This window comes from Nocardia anaemiae NBRC 100462, assembly GCF_001612725.1.
In the GTDB taxonomy this organism is placed as follows: domain Bacteria; phylum Actinomycetota; class Actinomycetes; order Mycobacteriales; family Mycobacteriaceae; genus Nocardia; species Nocardia anaemiae.
The window spans coordinates 284,842-298,538 of the sequence record NZ_BDAZ01000017.1 but is presented as its reverse complement, the minus strand read 5'-3'; the positions used below and the strand labels follow the sequence as shown (position 1 = coordinate 298,538).

The window sequence follows — 13,697 nt, the reverse complement described above, 5'->3', positions numbered from 1 at the left end:
GAACGGAACAGCCGTGGTAGAAAGCACCAACGGCGCCGCGCCCACATCGGCGCAAGCTTGGCGGCGAAAGTGGTTGGGCATCAATATCGAAGGACGTGATCCGCGCTATCTCGCGCTGCGCAACTTCGCGGCCTCGCTGACGATCTTCAATATTCTGGGCTTCCTGTGGCTCGGATTCGAGCAGCCGTGGCTGTGGCCCTTCCTCGGCGCGGGCACCGCGTATGCGGTCGAGATGATCCTGGAAACGCTTGCGGCATGGGCCTATCGCCGCCCGGCGGGCTACCGGGGCAACGGACTTCGCGGTCTGATCGTCTTCCTGCTGCCCGCGCACATCACCGGCGTCGCCTTCAACTTCCTGATGTACGCGGCGGACCAGTTCCTGCCGATCATGTTCGGCATCACGGTCGCGGTCGGCACGAAATGGGTGCTGCGGGCCAAGATCAACGGCAAGGTCAAGCACTTCATGAACCCGTCGAACTTCGGGATCGTGGTCGCGCTGCTGGTCTTCCCGACGATCGCCGTGGTCGGTCCGTATCACTTCGTCGAGAACGTCTCGGGTCCGGCCGACGCGCTGATCGTGCTCGGTCTGCTCGGCGCGGGCACCATGCTCAACGCCAAGCTGACCAAGAAGACACCGCTGATCATGGCCTGGCTGGGTGCGTACGTGCTGCAGGCGGTGGTGCGCGGTCTGCTGGACAGCAACATCTCGATCATCGCGGCGCTGCTGCCGATGACCGGTATCGCCTTCGTGCTCTACACCAATTACATGATCACCGACCCGGCTACGACACCGTTCGCCAAGCGCGACCAGATCATCTTCGGCGCCTCGGTCGGCGTGATGTACGGCGTGCTGATGGCCCTGCACGTCTCCTTCGGCTTGTTCTTCGCGCTGGTGATCGTGTGCGCGAGTCGCGGAATGTTCTGGTGGTCCCGCAATATTCGGGAATGGCTGGCCAATCGCGCGACCGTCGCGGTGGTGGACGTGCACGAGGCAGTCGCGGCGGCGGACGAGCCTGCGGAAGCGGAGGAGTCTGCGACGGCAGCGGAGCCGGACGAAGTCGAACCGGAGAAGGAACCGGTGCGGTCATGACAACCGGAACCGACACCGCCGCAAGAGAATCGAGAATCATATGCCATCTCTGATCGGGCCACTTCGCTCCACCCTGCTCGGCACGCGCATCCAGCAGGAACCGATGAAACGGCCCGGCTTCGCGACGCCGAGTCCCGCGACCGCCGCCGAACTCGAGCGGGTCGCCACCCACCTGTCCACCAGCATCCATCTCGCGGTCTGCAGTAAGAACAACGCGGAGTTGATCGAGCAGATCCAACAGCTGCCCGAGCAGTACCATGGCTTCGCATTCGAAGGCGCCGCGACGGGTCTGGCCGCGGTCGATTCGATCACCCCGTTCGGCCATCGCGCCGCGGACCTGTTCACCGGACCTGCGGCCAAACACGACCTGACCATGTATGTCGGCGTGGGTCTGGCGATGGGCAAGATTCCGAAACCGATTTGGAAGAAGGTCTTTCCGAAGCATCCGGTGTACCGCTGGCTCGCGATCGACGGATACGGCTTCTACAACGCCTTCTTCCGCACCGAGAAATACATCGACCGCCAGCACGTCGACGAGCGGTACCCGTCCTGGATGGGGGACACCGCACCGCTGAAACGGGCCGCCGATCAGGGCATCGGGCGCGCACTCTGGTTCATCGGCGGCGGCTCGGTCGGCGGCGTCGCATCGCGAATCGCGGAATTCGACCCGAGCAGGCACGCCGACCTGTGGAACGGCATCGGCATCGCGACCACCTTCGCCGGTGGTATGGAAGTCGAAGACCTGGAAGCGATTCGATCCCTGGTGCCGCAGTTCCATCAGCAGTTGGCGGCGGGATCGACCATGGTCGCGAAGATCCGGCAGCAGGCCGACAGCGCTACTCCGCATACCGAGGTCGCCGTGCGGACCTACACCGGCCGCACCATCGACGAGGCCGCGGCCTTGATCGATAAGGCTTTCGTCGGCATACCGGAGGACGGGACGGCCGCCAGCTATCACGCCTGGCGCGACCGTCTCGGTGAACTCGCCGTACCCGGCGGGAGCTGAAAATGACTGTGCGCTGGACGGATAGGCATGTCATCGTCACCGGCGGCTCCGACGGCATCGGAGCCGCCGTGGCCACCGCGTTCGCACTGCGCGGCGCGCGCGTCTCGGTCATCGCCCGGCGGGAGGAGCCGCTGCGCGCCACCGCCGAGCGGATCGGGGCAGACTGGCGCACCGCCGATGTCACCGACCGAGCCGGGCTGGCGATCGCCGTGAAGGAACTGGAGGAACGCAACGGAGCCTGCGCGGTAATCGCCTGCTGCGCGGGCCTCACCCTGCCCGGCCTCTTCCTCGATATCGACAGCGATGAGTTCGGCATCCAAAGCGATGCCAACTATCTCGGTTCGGTCAATGCCATTCGGTGTGTACTGCCCGGCATGGTCGAACGTGGCGAAGGCCATGTCCTGCTGACGAGTTCGACGGCTGCCTTCCTCGGCATCCCCGGATATTCGAGCTACGGGCCGACCAAGGCGAGCGTCCGTCAGCTCGGCCTGTGCCTGCGCTACGAGGTAGAGCCGGACGGGGTGACGGTATCGGTGCTGTACCCGGCCGATACCGACACTCCCGGACTCGCCAGGGAGAACCTGCGCAAACCGGCCGAGACCAAGGCCATTACCGGTTCGATCAAGCCGATGCCCGCCGACAAGGTCGGCGAAGCGGCGGTGCGCGGGCTGGAGCGGGGCCGCCATCACATCACCGTGGATCCGCTGACCACCTTCTTCATGCGGTGGGCCAATCTTCCGGAGGATCTGTCCCGGCCGTTTTTCCGCCGCAGTATTGCCCGCGCACGGCAACGAGCACGCCAGGAGCACACCTGATGTCCACCACAGCCACCGGCGGGCAAGCCTCGTTGCGTGCGCAGTTGCGCCGCATTTTCACCGCGGGCCCCGGCGAGCAGGGGCGTCCGCTGCCGCTGCGCACGAAGATCAATTACGCGCTGTGGCTGACCCGGCCCGAAATCGCGCCGATGTCCGGTGCGGTCATGGTGGCCGATGTGCTGTTCAGTGCGCACACCGGAGCCGAGATCTGGTCGGCGCCGATGATCGTTGCCGCGGTGATGCTGGCCGCCGCCATACAACTGTTGCACGTCGCCAATTGCCTGGCCGATCGCTGGGTGGACGTCGAATACAAATCCAAGTTCTCCCGCATGGTTCGAGATCTCGGTGTGCGATTCGTGGCCTGGCAGATCTACCTCACCACCGCCGGTATCGGCGTGGCGGCCGTCTACCTCGCCGTGGCGACCGGGCATCTCGATCTGCTGCTGATCATTCCGGTCGGCACCCTGTTACTGCTCGAATATTCGCTGCCGCCATGGCATTTCAAGGCAGCCGGATTTTGGCAGATCCCCTGGACCTACATCATGACCATGGTCTTTCCGGGCGTGGTCGTGCTCCGGCTCTACGACCGGCCGATCGAAATACCCGCGCTCATCGCCATTCTCGGCTTGGGGCTGACCACCACCGGAGTCTTCGTCGCGAACACCGCGGAAGACATTCCGGAAGACACCGAGCACGGATTCCGGACCTCGGTGGTTGCGCTGGGTCTGCGCCTCTCGCTGTTCGAGTCGATGACGAGGGTCACCGTCGGCGCCGCACTCGTGGCGGGGGCCGTCGTCGCCATGGTGGGATTTACCCCGACATTGCTCGTGTATGCCATCGGCGTGTTGATCGTCATCGGCTACCTCGGCCGGACCCAGCTCGGCACCTGGGGCAAGCCACTGGACGAGGCCATGCCGCTGGTCCGATCGCAGGCGAAACTGTTCGTATATATGGTCGCGCTCGTTGCCTGGGCAGCCGTCGTGCCCGCGGCCGCCGTCTTCTGCCAACGATCATTATGAGCACCGAGATTCGCCCCGATCGTGAGGCGCTGCTCGTCGAGCTGGTCGATGAGCACGGCCGCGCGATCGGAGCACGTTCGGTGGCCGAGGCACACCGCCCGCCCGGGCAGCTGCACCGTGCCTTCTCGGTACTGCTGTACGACGCGTCAGGGCGGACCCTGCTACAGCGTCGAGCGGCAGTCAAAACCCGCTTCCCACAACGCTTTTCGAACAGCTGCTGCGGCCATCCCGCACCGGGCCAGGACGTGATCACCGCCGCATCGATCCGGCTGATGGAGGAGCTGAACCTGACCGTCACGGAATTGACCGAGGCGGGCATCTACCGCTACCGGGCCGCTGATCCACGCGGCGATCAGGTAGAGCACGAGTGGGACCACGTGCTGATCGGCGTCATATCCGGCGACCTGCCCCACCCCAACCCGGCCGAGGTCTCCGAATGCGCCTGGGTCGACCCCACCGAGCTGCTCGGACGTATCTCAACGGCACCTGTCTCCTACACCCCTTGGCTGCGAGGTGTCCTCGAGATCGCCACGCGTGCAGCTGATTCACTGATACGGACAACAAGAAGGTCCTCAACCGAGGGCTCGGTCAGCGGGTCTTCTTAACCTACGCGAGAGGGGGTTTTCATGGCTTCCAGTTTGTTTCGCGCAGCCAGGTTGCCAGGTCCATCAGCTTCGGATAGTCCGCGCGTAGCGCCACGAGGTCCAGTGGTTCGTCGGGGCGCTCGTTCAAGTAGCTGAACATTTTTGCTACCTTGCCCCGCCGATCTTCGGCCGCGATGCCCTCTGCGGTGATGTGCGCGCCGGTCATCATGGTCAGCATCAGGAACACGCCGTAGACGCCGTCCAAGGCCGCCCATTCGCGGGACTGATCGGTAAGCCCGCTCGATCCGCGACGCACCCGGCAGGCAACCCACACGCAGGGTTCCGGGATCGGGGTAGCCGAATCCGGCACAGCGGGGCTTGTATTCCAGCGCTACTCGCCACGGTGTCGACCCTCACGTTCGCGTTCAGCCCGTTCCCGTTCGCGCTGCTGATGTATCGACCGGTCCCGTTCGGACTCGGCGTGTGCTCGGGCCTGGTCAACGTTAATCATCTTCGGCGGTTCATTGCTGTTGAGTCCGAGGATGCCCATTATCTGCGGTGATAGCCCATTCTCTCGTGCTAGTGCTCGCGCATTGTTGCGTTCCTGTATAGCTCGTGCTCGGGCGCTTTCGTGTTCCTGCTCCGGCGTTCGTTGCGGGACGGGTGGCGGTGCCGGGGGTTCTTGGGCGCGTCCCGGTTTGATCTCAAGGCTGGGCATCTCCAGCGCTTGCGCGTCACGGTCAGCACGGGTGGGCGGTTGCGCGGTATCTCGGTTGTCTTCTCGGGTGAGTATGTGCGCCCAGGTCGGAAGTTCCCGCACTACCCGTGTGGCAGGCTCGGGTTCGACCCTGGCGCGTTCGTCTCGCGCCTTGTTCTCCCGTACCTGTTCGTCCCGCTCTTTCGTTATTCCTCGATGCTGAGGCTCTTTCTCTTGAGCGCGTTCGTCTTTCGCCTTGGCCTCCCGCCCTCGCACGAGTTCCCGGATCTTCCCTAACCGTTTACGTGCACGGTCGGCACGCACCAGCTCGTAAGCCCTGATCAATTCGAGCTGTTGGGACACGAGGGATTGCCCGAGTCGTATCGCCCGCGCCGCATCGGCGCGGGAAACGATCTCGTGACGGAACCTGCCGGGGAAGTCACGTTCCAATGCGTGCATGTCCTCGCGCACTTTATCCGGGACTTTTTCACCTTCGACCGTTTCCCATGTGCTGTGAGTCAGCTGCCTGGAGTCGAGTCCTGCCCGCTCCTTTTGTAACTGCTCTCGTGCATCCCGCTCATTGACCCGTCCGGATTTGCGCTCCACACCGCGCGTGCCTCGGCCTTCGGTCCGGGCCGAATCCAGAATACGAGCACCTTTGCCGGTTTCTATCTTGAATTGCCGCACCCATCCTTTTTCAGGGGTTTCGCCGCGTATATGTGCCCGCCCGAGTTCGAAATACAGACCCTTTTCGTAGTTGGACAGCTCTGATCGGATGGCATCGTATTCGTCGGGCACGGCTGTACCCACCCCCGTTTATGCAGTGTTAGATCAGTTCTTTGTGCGCTTTCGGGCTCCCCGCATGTCGCGGGCAGCCGACGTGATCACGTAATCCGCCATGTCTGGACCATCATCTTCGAGGAACAAGTAATCCGACATGGAGACCAGACTTCTAACATCCTCGCCGTTGCCGTCGTCTACGGCCGGACTGAAATCGGTATACAGTGGTGCGCCACTCCACTCGGGGCGGTTGGTCCATTTCATCCCGGCACGTCGAACAAAGCACTCACCGTAGAATCGGATGAATCGGTCCGCAGCTTCCCGATTTGCGAGTGCAAAGAACCCTTCGCGGTCGCGGAATAATTCTTTGACCGCCTCCAAGATCTCTTTCGTCATTGGCGGTTTCCACCATGTATCAGCATAATCAGCGACGCCGGGCGTTGTTTCGGTAAGGAAAGCTCGTATCTCCGATTCCATCCGCTCCGGTGCAACCCAATCCAAGAACGCTTGGGTTTTGTCATCGAATTCGATATCGAAACCGATCTGTTCGTCATTTCCCACGCCGATCATCCCTCCATATGGTCGTCACTGTCGGTGCCCGGTCAGTCTCTCATCTCACGGTGAAAGGTAGAGACGTTCATTCGGTAGGCGCTGAAGGCCGGTGGTGTCGCCAGGGAGCACATTTACCGCGTCGACGTAGTGACGTGCCCGATGCTCCTCGATGAAAGTCAGTGCGGCGGTCCGACATGCGGCGAAGTCCATCCGCACCCCGTGCACAAACACGCTCAGATGCATGTCGGGTACGTCCGGTCGCGGGGAAACCAGTTCCGTCATGACGTCTCCCGTAATCGGCCGGTGCTGGTGCAGGCCACGAACTTTGTCGGCGTGATCAAGTCACACGCCACAGCGATAGCCCGGACGCGGCTGCTGAAGTGGGCCATGCTCGGCGCGATAACCGCTGCCGCTCCCTTGCTGCGTGCCGTCCCGACAATGAGAGCTGTCGGCATGAACGTGTCGTCACCGATGGTCACCAAACCAGTCAGCGCGAAACCGCGTCGCTGCGCCAACTCGGTGATCACTCGTTCGTCCCGCAACCGGTGCGGGCCGCTCAGATCGAGGGAAAGAACACCGATCGCCTTCGGCGCCAGGGTATTTACTGTCATGGCCGCTGCGCCTGTGTCGGGGGGACCGGGGCGGAGTCATCAGGTGTGAAGTGTTTGAGCCATGGCCCGCAGTCGCATTCAGACATGGGCAGCCCACCTCCGTACGGGCCGGTACTGGCCTGAGCACGCCCGGATCGCGTCGACCACCGCGAGCCCGGACGGCCGGAACGTGCAGCGTGGCGGTTCGATCCAGCGTCGGAACTGTGTGCCTTGGTCGGCTGGCGACGGTAACGCCACGGTGCCGCCCGCTCGTATGACCTGGACATCGAGGCGGTACATCTCGGCGAACAGGCGTACATCATCCGGGATGTCCGGTCGAATGAGGAATGTCCACCTGTTCTGGCGTGGGTGTGAGCAGACCGGGCCAACGTCCGAACCTCGCTGCTGCATATGGGTTTTCACTGACTTACCGAGGTGAGCGGGCATGGTCAGCGCCCCTACGTGCTCGACCTTCATCACGATTCGGCCGAGCTGAGGCGGGTCGATGTTCGCGGGCAGATCACACGCCCGCCTGTAAAAATGGCAGCGGGACATCGCGGTATCGCCAAAAGGTATGCGGTCCATCGGTTTAGACCTCTGCGTCGGGTTCGGTGTGGGTTTGCTCGGGTTGCCACTCGTGTAGAGCGTTGATGCACTGCTCGATAACGTCGCAACGGCGGTCGACCGGCCATGGGATCGGCGGGCCAACGAATGCTGGGCGGTGCGGTAGATCTGGTCTGGACATCGTGACCCCCTCAGTACGGCGACTAGTTGCACCCGTCCCGAATGTTGGCGTGCCGATGAACGCATGAGAATCGGCCGATATCCGGGCTATGGGCGCGGTGCACGGTCGTCGGGCTTCCTGATGAAACGTCGGCTGACGTGCACTGAGTAGTAGTCTCGTGTCAGAAGGCTTGACACAGAAGAAGTTCAGCGTCCACTAGCGTCCACAGATCGGTGCCGCAGATCCATGGATAAGCCCGGCTCACTGCATCGGCTGGCCCGCGAATCACAAGGGGTCAGCCTGTCGGCTGTCGCGGCCAAAACTCACTTCTCCAGCTGGCGGAGTCGTACGCGCGAAACCGAGATTTCGACGCGGCGCAGGAGACTATCGGTGCCGCTCGGAAGGCTGCGGATGGTATTTATTCGGCGCGGTTGGAGCGGCGGGTTGTTGAGATTGAGCTGATGCTCAGCGGGCGCGGCGGCTGGTAAACCGCCCCTTCCGGTCATTGACCGGAAGTTGTTGGTACACAATCGGTTTCGCTCCGATGGGGCTAGTGTCCGGGTGAGGGTATGCTCGATGGTGCCGTCTTGTTTGTGAGCGATACGTGTTAGTGGCGGCCCCCGCGCGATACAGCGCTTGCATTGTCACCGAATCCTTTTCGCGGGTGTAGCGCCTGTGGCGTCGACCCGGCGGTGTCACCCCTTCTTCTGAATCCTTATTCCGGTAACGGATTTTCCGATGCGGATGCCTGCTGGTTCGCGTGGATGCAACTTCCAGCCACCGAATCCGACCGCGCCACCATCGCCTCCCATTTTGCCTAGCCCGCGGCTGTAGCCCCCGACCGAATCCCACTGAAGCCGAAAAGCTCCCGGTCACCGCACCCCAGCGGTCGCGGCGATCGGCGGGCCAAGTCGCTCGATCGTCGGGGCGTCGGAGAAGTGCAGTACTTGACCCGGCTGGCGGTACGCCTCAGTCGACTTCAGGCGCGTCGTCGTCCGGCCAACCATCCTCGATGATCAGTCGGCCGGATTGCCTTGCCTGCGTGTACTGTTCGGCAATTACCGCCGTGGGGTAGGTGGGCCAGTAGGAGATGGCGCCGGTGGGTTTGTCGATGACGCAGACCGAGCCGCCGATGGTCGGGGGCAGTGGAGGGTTGTGCGGGTCGATGCCCGTCGGCGGCGAGAAGATGGCGACGACGGTGAAGCCGCCCTCGAATTCGGTGAGCATGTTGCTGATGCCGTCCTCGGTGGACAGGTAGTGGTCGGCGAGGCGTTGTGCCTCGGAGAGATCCACCGGGGTGCTCGCCTCGGTGGGGTAGGCGTGGATATCCATGCCAGAGAACTTACGGCCAAAGGCCAACGGGCCGTGGTCATTCGAAGTGCACGGTGGCGATCATCCGGCGAGCCAGGGCTTCGGGATCGGCACTGTCCGCCGAATCCTGCAGTGCCCCTTCGCGCCACAGTGCCGCGAAGCCGTGCACCAGCGACCAGGCGGCGAGGCGAGTGGCTCGGTGCTGCTCGTCGGTGTTGTCGGGCTGCATGACCGAGACCCCGGAGCGCAACGCCGCACCGGCGGCGGTGCGAGCGGCGACCAGGCGCTCGTCGTCGGCGTGCAGGACTCCGCGGCGGAACATCACATCGAAATGTCCTGGATGGTCGCGGGCGAAGCGGGTGTAGGCGACCGCGACCTCGCGAAAGTCCGGACCGGCCGCGGCCAACTGCGCGGCGAGCAGGTCGAAACCTTCGATGGCCAGTGCGGTCAGTAGCCCTGCACGATCACCGAAGTGGTGCGCTGGGGCCGCATGCGAAACATCGGCCCGGCGCGCCAACCCACGCAGGGATACCGCGTCGACGCCATCGGTCGCGATCTGATCGGCGGCCGCGGCCAGGATGGTGGCCCGCAGATCGCCGTGGTGATAGCCGCTCTTCGCCATGTCTCGATGGTCGCCGAAAATCTAGTCATTGACAAGTTTCCAGCTGCGACCTAATCTAGCCACTGTCAAGATTAGGTGTTCGACCCCAGGAGACTCTGATGGCACCGCTGGTTGTACTCATCGTCATCGCCGGACTCGCTCGGTTCATCGGCTGGCTCGGCAACCTCGGTTGGCTCGACTCCTGGCCGCATGCCGCCGCACTCGGACTTGCCGCGATGTTCGCCCTCACCTCGAGCGCGCACTTCATCGAACCGAAGCGCGGCGCACTGGTCGCCATGGTTCCGCCGCGGCTGCCCAACCCCGCGGGCTGGGTCACCCTGACCGGCTTGCTCGAAATCGGCGGCGCCATCGGCCTTTTGATCCCGCCCGTCGCCAAACTGGCCGCCGCGGGCCTGATCCTGCTGCTGCTCGTGATGTTCCCGGCGAATATCCGGGCGGCACGGGCCGATATCGGCATCAAAACCATGCCGCTGCCGCTACGCACCGTGGTGCAGGTGATCTTCCTCGGTGCGGCAGGGCTCGTGCTATTCGGCTGAACCCGAAAATCAATGTCGGCATACCGAATTCGGTGTGCCGACATTGTCGTATGCACCGGGTGTTGCCGGATACCCACGGCCATAGGCTGTATCCCATGACCTACAAGATTGTTTCTCGGCAGTTCGACCTCGAGGTGGACGGCTCACCGCTGAACGGCTATCTGTCCCGCCCCGAAGGCGAGGGCACATTTCCGGCCGTCCTGGTCGGCGCCGAGCTGTGGGGACTCACCGAGGACGCGCGTCGGATCGTCGATCGGGTCGCCGAGCTCGGCTATGTGGCCTTCGTGGTGAACGTCTATCACCGCTCGGGTCCGGAAACGGCCGCGGGCCTCGCCGAAACCGATGAGAACCGCACGCGTGCCTTCGGCCTGCTCGGCGAGCTCACCCGCGACGGTGTCGAGGCCGACTTCCGGGCCGCCATCGCCTATGCCCGCGAGCACGGCGGTGCCACCGATAAGACCGGCGTACTGGGCTTCAGCCTCGGCGGCCATCTGGCCTACTTCGCGGCCACCCGACTGGACCTGGATGCGGCCGCGATCTTCTATCCGGGCTGGCTGACCACGGCGGGTACCGCGCTGAGCAGGCCGGAGCCGCTGTTGGCCGCGACCGAGAACATCGCCAAGGGTGATGTGCGGTTGCTGCTGTTCTTCGCCGAACTCGATCACGTCATCGATGCCGAACAGCGCGAACAGCTCGAGGCGGCCTTGAATCAGGCGGGTGTGCGGCACGAATCGGTGGTTTACCCGGGTGCGAAGCACGCCTTCTTCTTCCCCGGCCGGGAACCGTACGACGAAGCCGCTGCTCACGATTCGTGGCGGCGGACATCCGAGCTGTTCGCCACCGAATTGAGTTGAACAAGAACCGAATACGACCAGAGCCCGACCGGCCCTGTCTCCCCCTCCGAAGACAGGCCCGATCGGGCTGTAATAAATATGCCTCGGAGGACTTGACAGTGCCTTAAAGGAGCCTTAATGGAGTGGATCAGTGTCGTTTGGGGCCAAGTTGGGCCAGAAATTCGGCATTGGTCGGGGCCTGACGCAGACCTTCCAACAGCAGGTCGATGCTCTGCTGACCGTCGACCGCGGCGAGCGTGCGGCGCAACAGGTGCGTCGCCGCCAATTCGTCCGGGGTGAGCAGCAATTCGTCCTTGCGGGTGCTGGACTGTGCGATATCGACGGCCGGGAAGATCCGGCGGCTCGCGGTCGCGCGATCCAGTTTCAGTTCGGCATTGCCGGTGCCCTTGTACTCCTCGAAGATCACGGTGTCGGCCAGCGAACCGGTCTCCACCAGGGCGGTGGCGATAATGGTCAGCGAGCCGCCGTTCTCGAAATTGCGTGCGGCTCCGAGGAATTTCTTCGGTGGCGCGAGCGCGGCGGCATCGACGCCGCCGGAGAGTACGCGCCCAGAGGACGGGGCGGCGTTGTTGTAGGCGCGGGCCAGGCGGGTCAGCGAGTCGAGCAGTACGACGACATCCCGGCCCATTTCGGCCAAGCGCTTTGCATGTTCGATGGCGAGTTCAGCCAAAGCGATCTGCTCGCGCGGGGTTTGGTCGAAGGTGGCGGCGGCGATATCGGCGGGTACCGACCTGGCCAGATCCGTAACCTCCTCGGGACGCTCGCCGACCAGTACGAGCATCAGTTCGCACTCCGGGTGATTCTTCGCGATGCCGTGCGCGATCGCCTGCAGCACAGAGGTTTTGCCCGCCTTGGGCGGCGCGACGACGAGTGCGCGCTGCCCCTTGCCGATGGGCATGACCAGGTCGGTGACCCGGGTGGTCATGGCATGCGGTTCGGTCTCCAGGCGCAACCGCTGGTTGGGGTAGATGGGGACGAGGTCCTCGAAGGTGGGTCGGGGCGCGGCGCGTTCGGGATCCCGTCCGTTGAGCGATTCGATGCGGATCAGTGGGTCGAGCTTGCCGCTGCGTGCGGGCTCGGCCGTGCCGGTAATGAAATCGCCACGGCGCAAACCGAATTCGCGAATGAGCCGGGGTGGCACATGCACGTCATGTGGGCCGGGGAGGTAGCCGTCGACGCGGAGGGTGGCGGCGCGGTTGTCGGCGATATCGAGGATGCCGCTGACGGATCGTACGGGGTGCTGAGCGGCATCGGCCGCCGCGTCCCCGTCTCGTGATACGGGAAATGTGTTGTCTTTCATGGTTTTTCCTTTGCGTGGGTACGGCGAACGGCCGTGTGAGGCAGCGGCGAATGAGGCTCGCTGCGGTGAATGTCCCTGGGGGCTCCGGGAACGAGGTGGACCACCATCGTGGTCGGGAGTTGAGAGATCTTGCGGGAGTCCGGCTCTGATCGACCGGGATGCCAACATCCACAAGGACAGGGCCGAGGATACAGCGTCGAACGGCTCTCGCGCAATGGTCACAGCCCGGCCACGGCGAGCGGAGCAGGCCACTTTTCGGTATCGGTGGCCGATCGAGCAGAACGGATCGGCGGCGTGTCTCGTATCAGTCCATATCCGGCCAAGACCGACCGAAGGCAGGAGCTGCAATGGCCGAACTCGAACCGTTCTACCGGCAAGTTCAATCGCACTACGACGTTTCCGACGACTTCTACCGGCTGTTCCTCGACCCCTCGATGACCTACAGTTGCGCCTATTTCGAGCGCGACGATATGACCCTCGAACAGGCCCAACTCGCCAAGATCGATCTGGCCCTCGGCAAGTTGGATCTGCGGCCCGGAATGACGCTGCTCGATATCGGATGCGGTTGGGGCGCGACGATGTTCCGTGCGGTCGAGCGTTATGGCGTGAAGGTCGTCGGTCTCACCTTGAGCCGCAATCAGTATGATCACGTCCGCTCGGAGATCGGTTGGCGCGGTGTGGCGGGCGTCGAGATTCGGTTGCAGGGCTGGGAGGAATTCGACGGGGGTGTCGATCGGATCGTCAGCATCGGCGCATTCGAACATTTCCGCCGCGAGCGGTACCCGGCGTTTTTCGAGCGCTGCTACAGCATGCTCCCACCCGAAGGCCGGATGCTGCTGCATACGATCATCGGCCATAGGCTCAACGACCTGCGTCGCATGAATATTCCGGTAACCAGGGAGGCGGCGCTTTTCCACATCTTCATCAAGCGCGAGATCTTCCCCGGCGGACAGCTGCCCGAGCCCGCCGAGATCACCCGCCTGGCCGGGCAGGCCGGATTCGGCACCGAGCAGATCCAGCCGCTGCGTCTGCATTACGCACGCACACTGGACCAATGGGCCCATGCGCTGGAGGACCGTCACAACGAGGCGGTGCGGATCGCCTCGCAGGAGGTCTACGCCAGATATCTGAAATATCTCACCGGATGCGCCAAGTACTTCCGCAGCGGGCACATCGATGTCATGCAGTTCACAATGGTGAAGTGAGCCTGTGGCTCG

At 63.6% G+C, this 13,697-nt stretch carries 16 protein-coding genes; 8 read left to right on the top strand and 8 right to left on the bottom strand.

What is annotated here, in order from left to right:
• Positions 1 to 13: 13 nt before the first annotated feature.
• The 5 genes from NA5_RS12270 to idi are packed head-to-tail and all read left to right on the top strand — an operon-like array spanning position 14 to position 4,535.
• Complete coding sequence (locus NA5_RS12270; RefSeq protein WP_062985099.1) at positions 14 to 1,090, top strand: enediyne biosynthesis protein; 1,077 nt, start codon at positions 14 to 16, stop codon at positions 1,088 to 1,090.
• Positions 1,091 to 1,130: 40 nt separating this feature from the next.
• Entirely contained in the window at positions 1,131 to 2,096 is a 966-nt protein-coding gene (locus NA5_RS12265) for a DUF1702 family protein (protein WP_062985098.1), read from the top strand.
• A 2-nt stretch (positions 2,097 to 2,098) separates the two neighbouring features.
• On the top strand, positions 2,099 to 2,911 hold the full coding sequence (locus NA5_RS12260; protein WP_062985090.1) for an SDR family oxidoreductase: 813 nt from the start codon (positions 2,099 to 2,101) through the stop codon (positions 2,909 to 2,911).
• On the top strand, positions 2,911 to 3,930 hold the full coding sequence (locus NA5_RS12255; RefSeq protein ID WP_062985088.1) for a UbiA prenyltransferase family protein: 1,020 nt from the start codon (positions 2,911 to 2,913) through the stop codon (positions 3,928 to 3,930). Before NA5_RS12260 ends, NA5_RS12255 begins: the two co-directional genes overlap by 1 nt.
• Positions 3,927 to 4,535 carry an isopentenyl-diphosphate Delta-isomerase gene (gene idi / locus NA5_RS12250; protein WP_062985086.1) on the top strand — a complete coding sequence of 203 codons (609 nt, stop codon included), beginning with the start codon at positions 3,927 to 3,929 and terminating at the stop codon, positions 4,533 to 4,535. Before NA5_RS12255 ends, idi begins: the two co-directional genes overlap by 4 nt.
• Positions 4,536 to 4,554: 19 nt before the next feature.
• Here the strand turns inward: idi and NA5_RS12245 are convergent, their stop codons facing one another.
• The 7 genes from NA5_RS12245 to NA5_RS12205 form a co-directional block, all read right to left on the bottom strand.
• Complete coding sequence (locus tag NA5_RS12245) at positions 4,555 to 4,884, bottom strand: hypothetical protein (RefSeq protein ID WP_218020081.1); 330 nt, start codon at positions 4,882 to 4,884, stop codon at positions 4,555 to 4,557.
• Positions 4,885 to 4,905: 21 nt separating this feature from the next.
• A complete protein-coding gene (locus NA5_RS40305) occupies positions 4,906 to 6,009 on the bottom strand; it encodes a hypothetical protein (RefSeq protein ID WP_157110349.1) in 1,104 nt (367 codons plus the stop codon).
• Positions 6,010 to 6,042: 33 nt separating this feature from the next.
• Positions 6,043 to 6,561, bottom strand: a complete 519-nt coding sequence (locus NA5_RS12230) for a hypothetical protein (protein WP_062985078.1) — start codon at positions 6,559 to 6,561, stop codon at positions 6,043 to 6,045.
• 45 nt (positions 6,562 to 6,606) lie between these two features.
• Positions 6,607 to 6,825: a hypothetical protein gene (locus tag NA5_RS12225; protein ID WP_062985076.1), complete on the bottom strand. Its 219-nt coding sequence runs from the start codon at positions 6,823 to 6,825 to the stop codon at positions 6,607 to 6,609.
• Positions 6,822 to 7,154 (bottom strand): hypothetical protein, encoded by a 333-nt coding sequence (locus tag NA5_RS12220; protein WP_062985074.1) that lies wholly within the window; start codon positions 7,152 to 7,154, stop codon positions 6,822 to 6,824. The genes NA5_RS12225 and NA5_RS12220 overlap by 4 nt, the downstream gene beginning before the upstream one ends.
• 1,672 nt (positions 7,155 to 8,826) lie before the next feature.
• A complete protein-coding gene (locus NA5_RS12210; RefSeq protein ID WP_062985071.1) occupies positions 8,827 to 9,189 on the bottom strand; it encodes an SUKH-4 family immunity protein in 363 nt (120 codons plus the stop codon).
• A 37-nt stretch (positions 9,190 to 9,226) separates the two neighbouring features.
• A complete protein-coding gene (locus NA5_RS12205) occupies positions 9,227 to 9,790 on the bottom strand; it encodes a TetR/AcrR family transcriptional regulator (RefSeq protein ID WP_062985068.1) in 564 nt (187 codons plus the stop codon).
• A gap of 98 nt (positions 9,791 to 9,888) precedes the next feature.
• On the opposite strand from NA5_RS12205, the gene NA5_RS12200 reads away from it, so the two are divergent.
• Both NA5_RS12200 and NA5_RS12195 read left to right on the top strand, forming a co-directional pair.
• Positions 9,889 to 10,326: a DoxX family protein gene (locus tag NA5_RS12200; protein ID WP_062985067.1), complete on the top strand. Its 438-nt coding sequence runs from the start codon at positions 9,889 to 9,891 to the stop codon at positions 10,324 to 10,326.
• Positions 10,327 to 10,421: 95 nt separating this feature from the next.
• On the top strand, positions 10,422 to 11,180 hold the full coding sequence (locus NA5_RS12195) for a dienelactone hydrolase family protein (protein ID WP_063813328.1): 759 nt from the start codon (positions 10,422 to 10,424) through the stop codon (positions 11,178 to 11,180).
• 127 nt (positions 11,181 to 11,307) lie between these two features.
• On the opposite strand, the gene NA5_RS12190 is transcribed toward NA5_RS12195, so the two are convergent.
• Positions 11,308 to 12,480, bottom strand: coding sequence for a transcription termination factor Rho, short form (locus tag NA5_RS12190; protein WP_062985058.1), 1,173 nt, complete (start codon positions 12,478 to 12,480; stop codon positions 11,308 to 11,310).
• Positions 12,481 to 12,827: 347 nt separating this feature from the next.
• Between NA5_RS12190 and NA5_RS12185 the strand changes: the two genes are divergently transcribed.
• Positions 12,828 to 13,685 (top strand): cyclopropane mycolic acid synthase family methyltransferase, encoded by an 858-nt coding sequence (locus NA5_RS12185; protein WP_062985056.1) that lies wholly within the window; start codon positions 12,828 to 12,830, stop codon positions 13,683 to 13,685.
• Positions 13,686 to 13,697 lie beyond the last annotated feature (12 nt).

What these genes read in the sequence shown, in the direction of transcription:
- NA5_RS12260 (WP_062985090.1), top strand. Translation starts at nt 2,099, where the DNA reads ATGACTGTGCGCTGGACGGATAGGCATGTCATCGTCACCGGCGGCTCC.
- NA5_RS12210 (WP_062985071.1), bottom strand. Translation starts at nt 9,189, where the DNA reads ATGGATATCCACGCCTACCCCACCGAGGCGAGCACCCCGGTGGATCTC.
- NA5_RS12220 (WP_062985074.1), bottom strand. Translation starts at nt 7,154, where the DNA reads ATGACAGTAAATACCCTGGCGCCGAAGGCGATCGGTGTTCTTTCCCTC.
- NA5_RS12265 (WP_062985098.1), top strand. Translation starts at nt 1,131, where the DNA reads ATGCCATCTCTGATCGGGCCACTTCGCTCCACCCTGCTCGGCACGCGC.
- NA5_RS12185 (WP_062985056.1), top strand. Translation starts at nt 12,828, where the DNA reads ATGGCCGAACTCGAACCGTTCTACCGGCAAGTTCAATCGCACTACGAC.
- NA5_RS12230 (WP_062985078.1), bottom strand. Translation starts at nt 6,561, where the DNA reads ATGATCGGCGTGGGAAATGACGAACAGATCGGTTTCGATATCGAATTC.
- NA5_RS12190 (WP_062985058.1), bottom strand. Translation starts at nt 12,480, where the DNA reads ATGAAAGACAACACATTTCCCGTATCACGAGACGGGGACGCGGCGGCC.
- NA5_RS12205 (WP_062985068.1), bottom strand. Translation starts at nt 9,790, where the DNA reads ATGGCGAAGAGCGGCTATCACCACGGCGATCTGCGGGCCACCATCCTG.
- idi (WP_062985086.1), top strand. Translation starts at nt 3,927, where the DNA reads ATGAGCACCGAGATTCGCCCCGATCGTGAGGCGCTGCTCGTCGAGCTG.
- NA5_RS12200 (WP_062985067.1), top strand. Translation starts at nt 9,889, where the DNA reads ATGGCACCGCTGGTTGTACTCATCGTCATCGCCGGACTCGCTCGGTTC.
- NA5_RS12195 (WP_063813328.1), top strand. Translation starts at nt 10,422, where the DNA reads ATGACCTACAAGATTGTTTCTCGGCAGTTCGACCTCGAGGTGGACGGC.
- NA5_RS12255 (WP_062985088.1), top strand. Translation starts at nt 2,911, where the DNA reads ATGTCCACCACAGCCACCGGCGGGCAAGCCTCGTTGCGTGCGCAGTTG.
- NA5_RS12225 (WP_062985076.1), bottom strand. Translation starts at nt 6,825, where the DNA reads ATGACGGAACTGGTTTCCCCGCGACCGGACGTACCCGACATGCATCTG.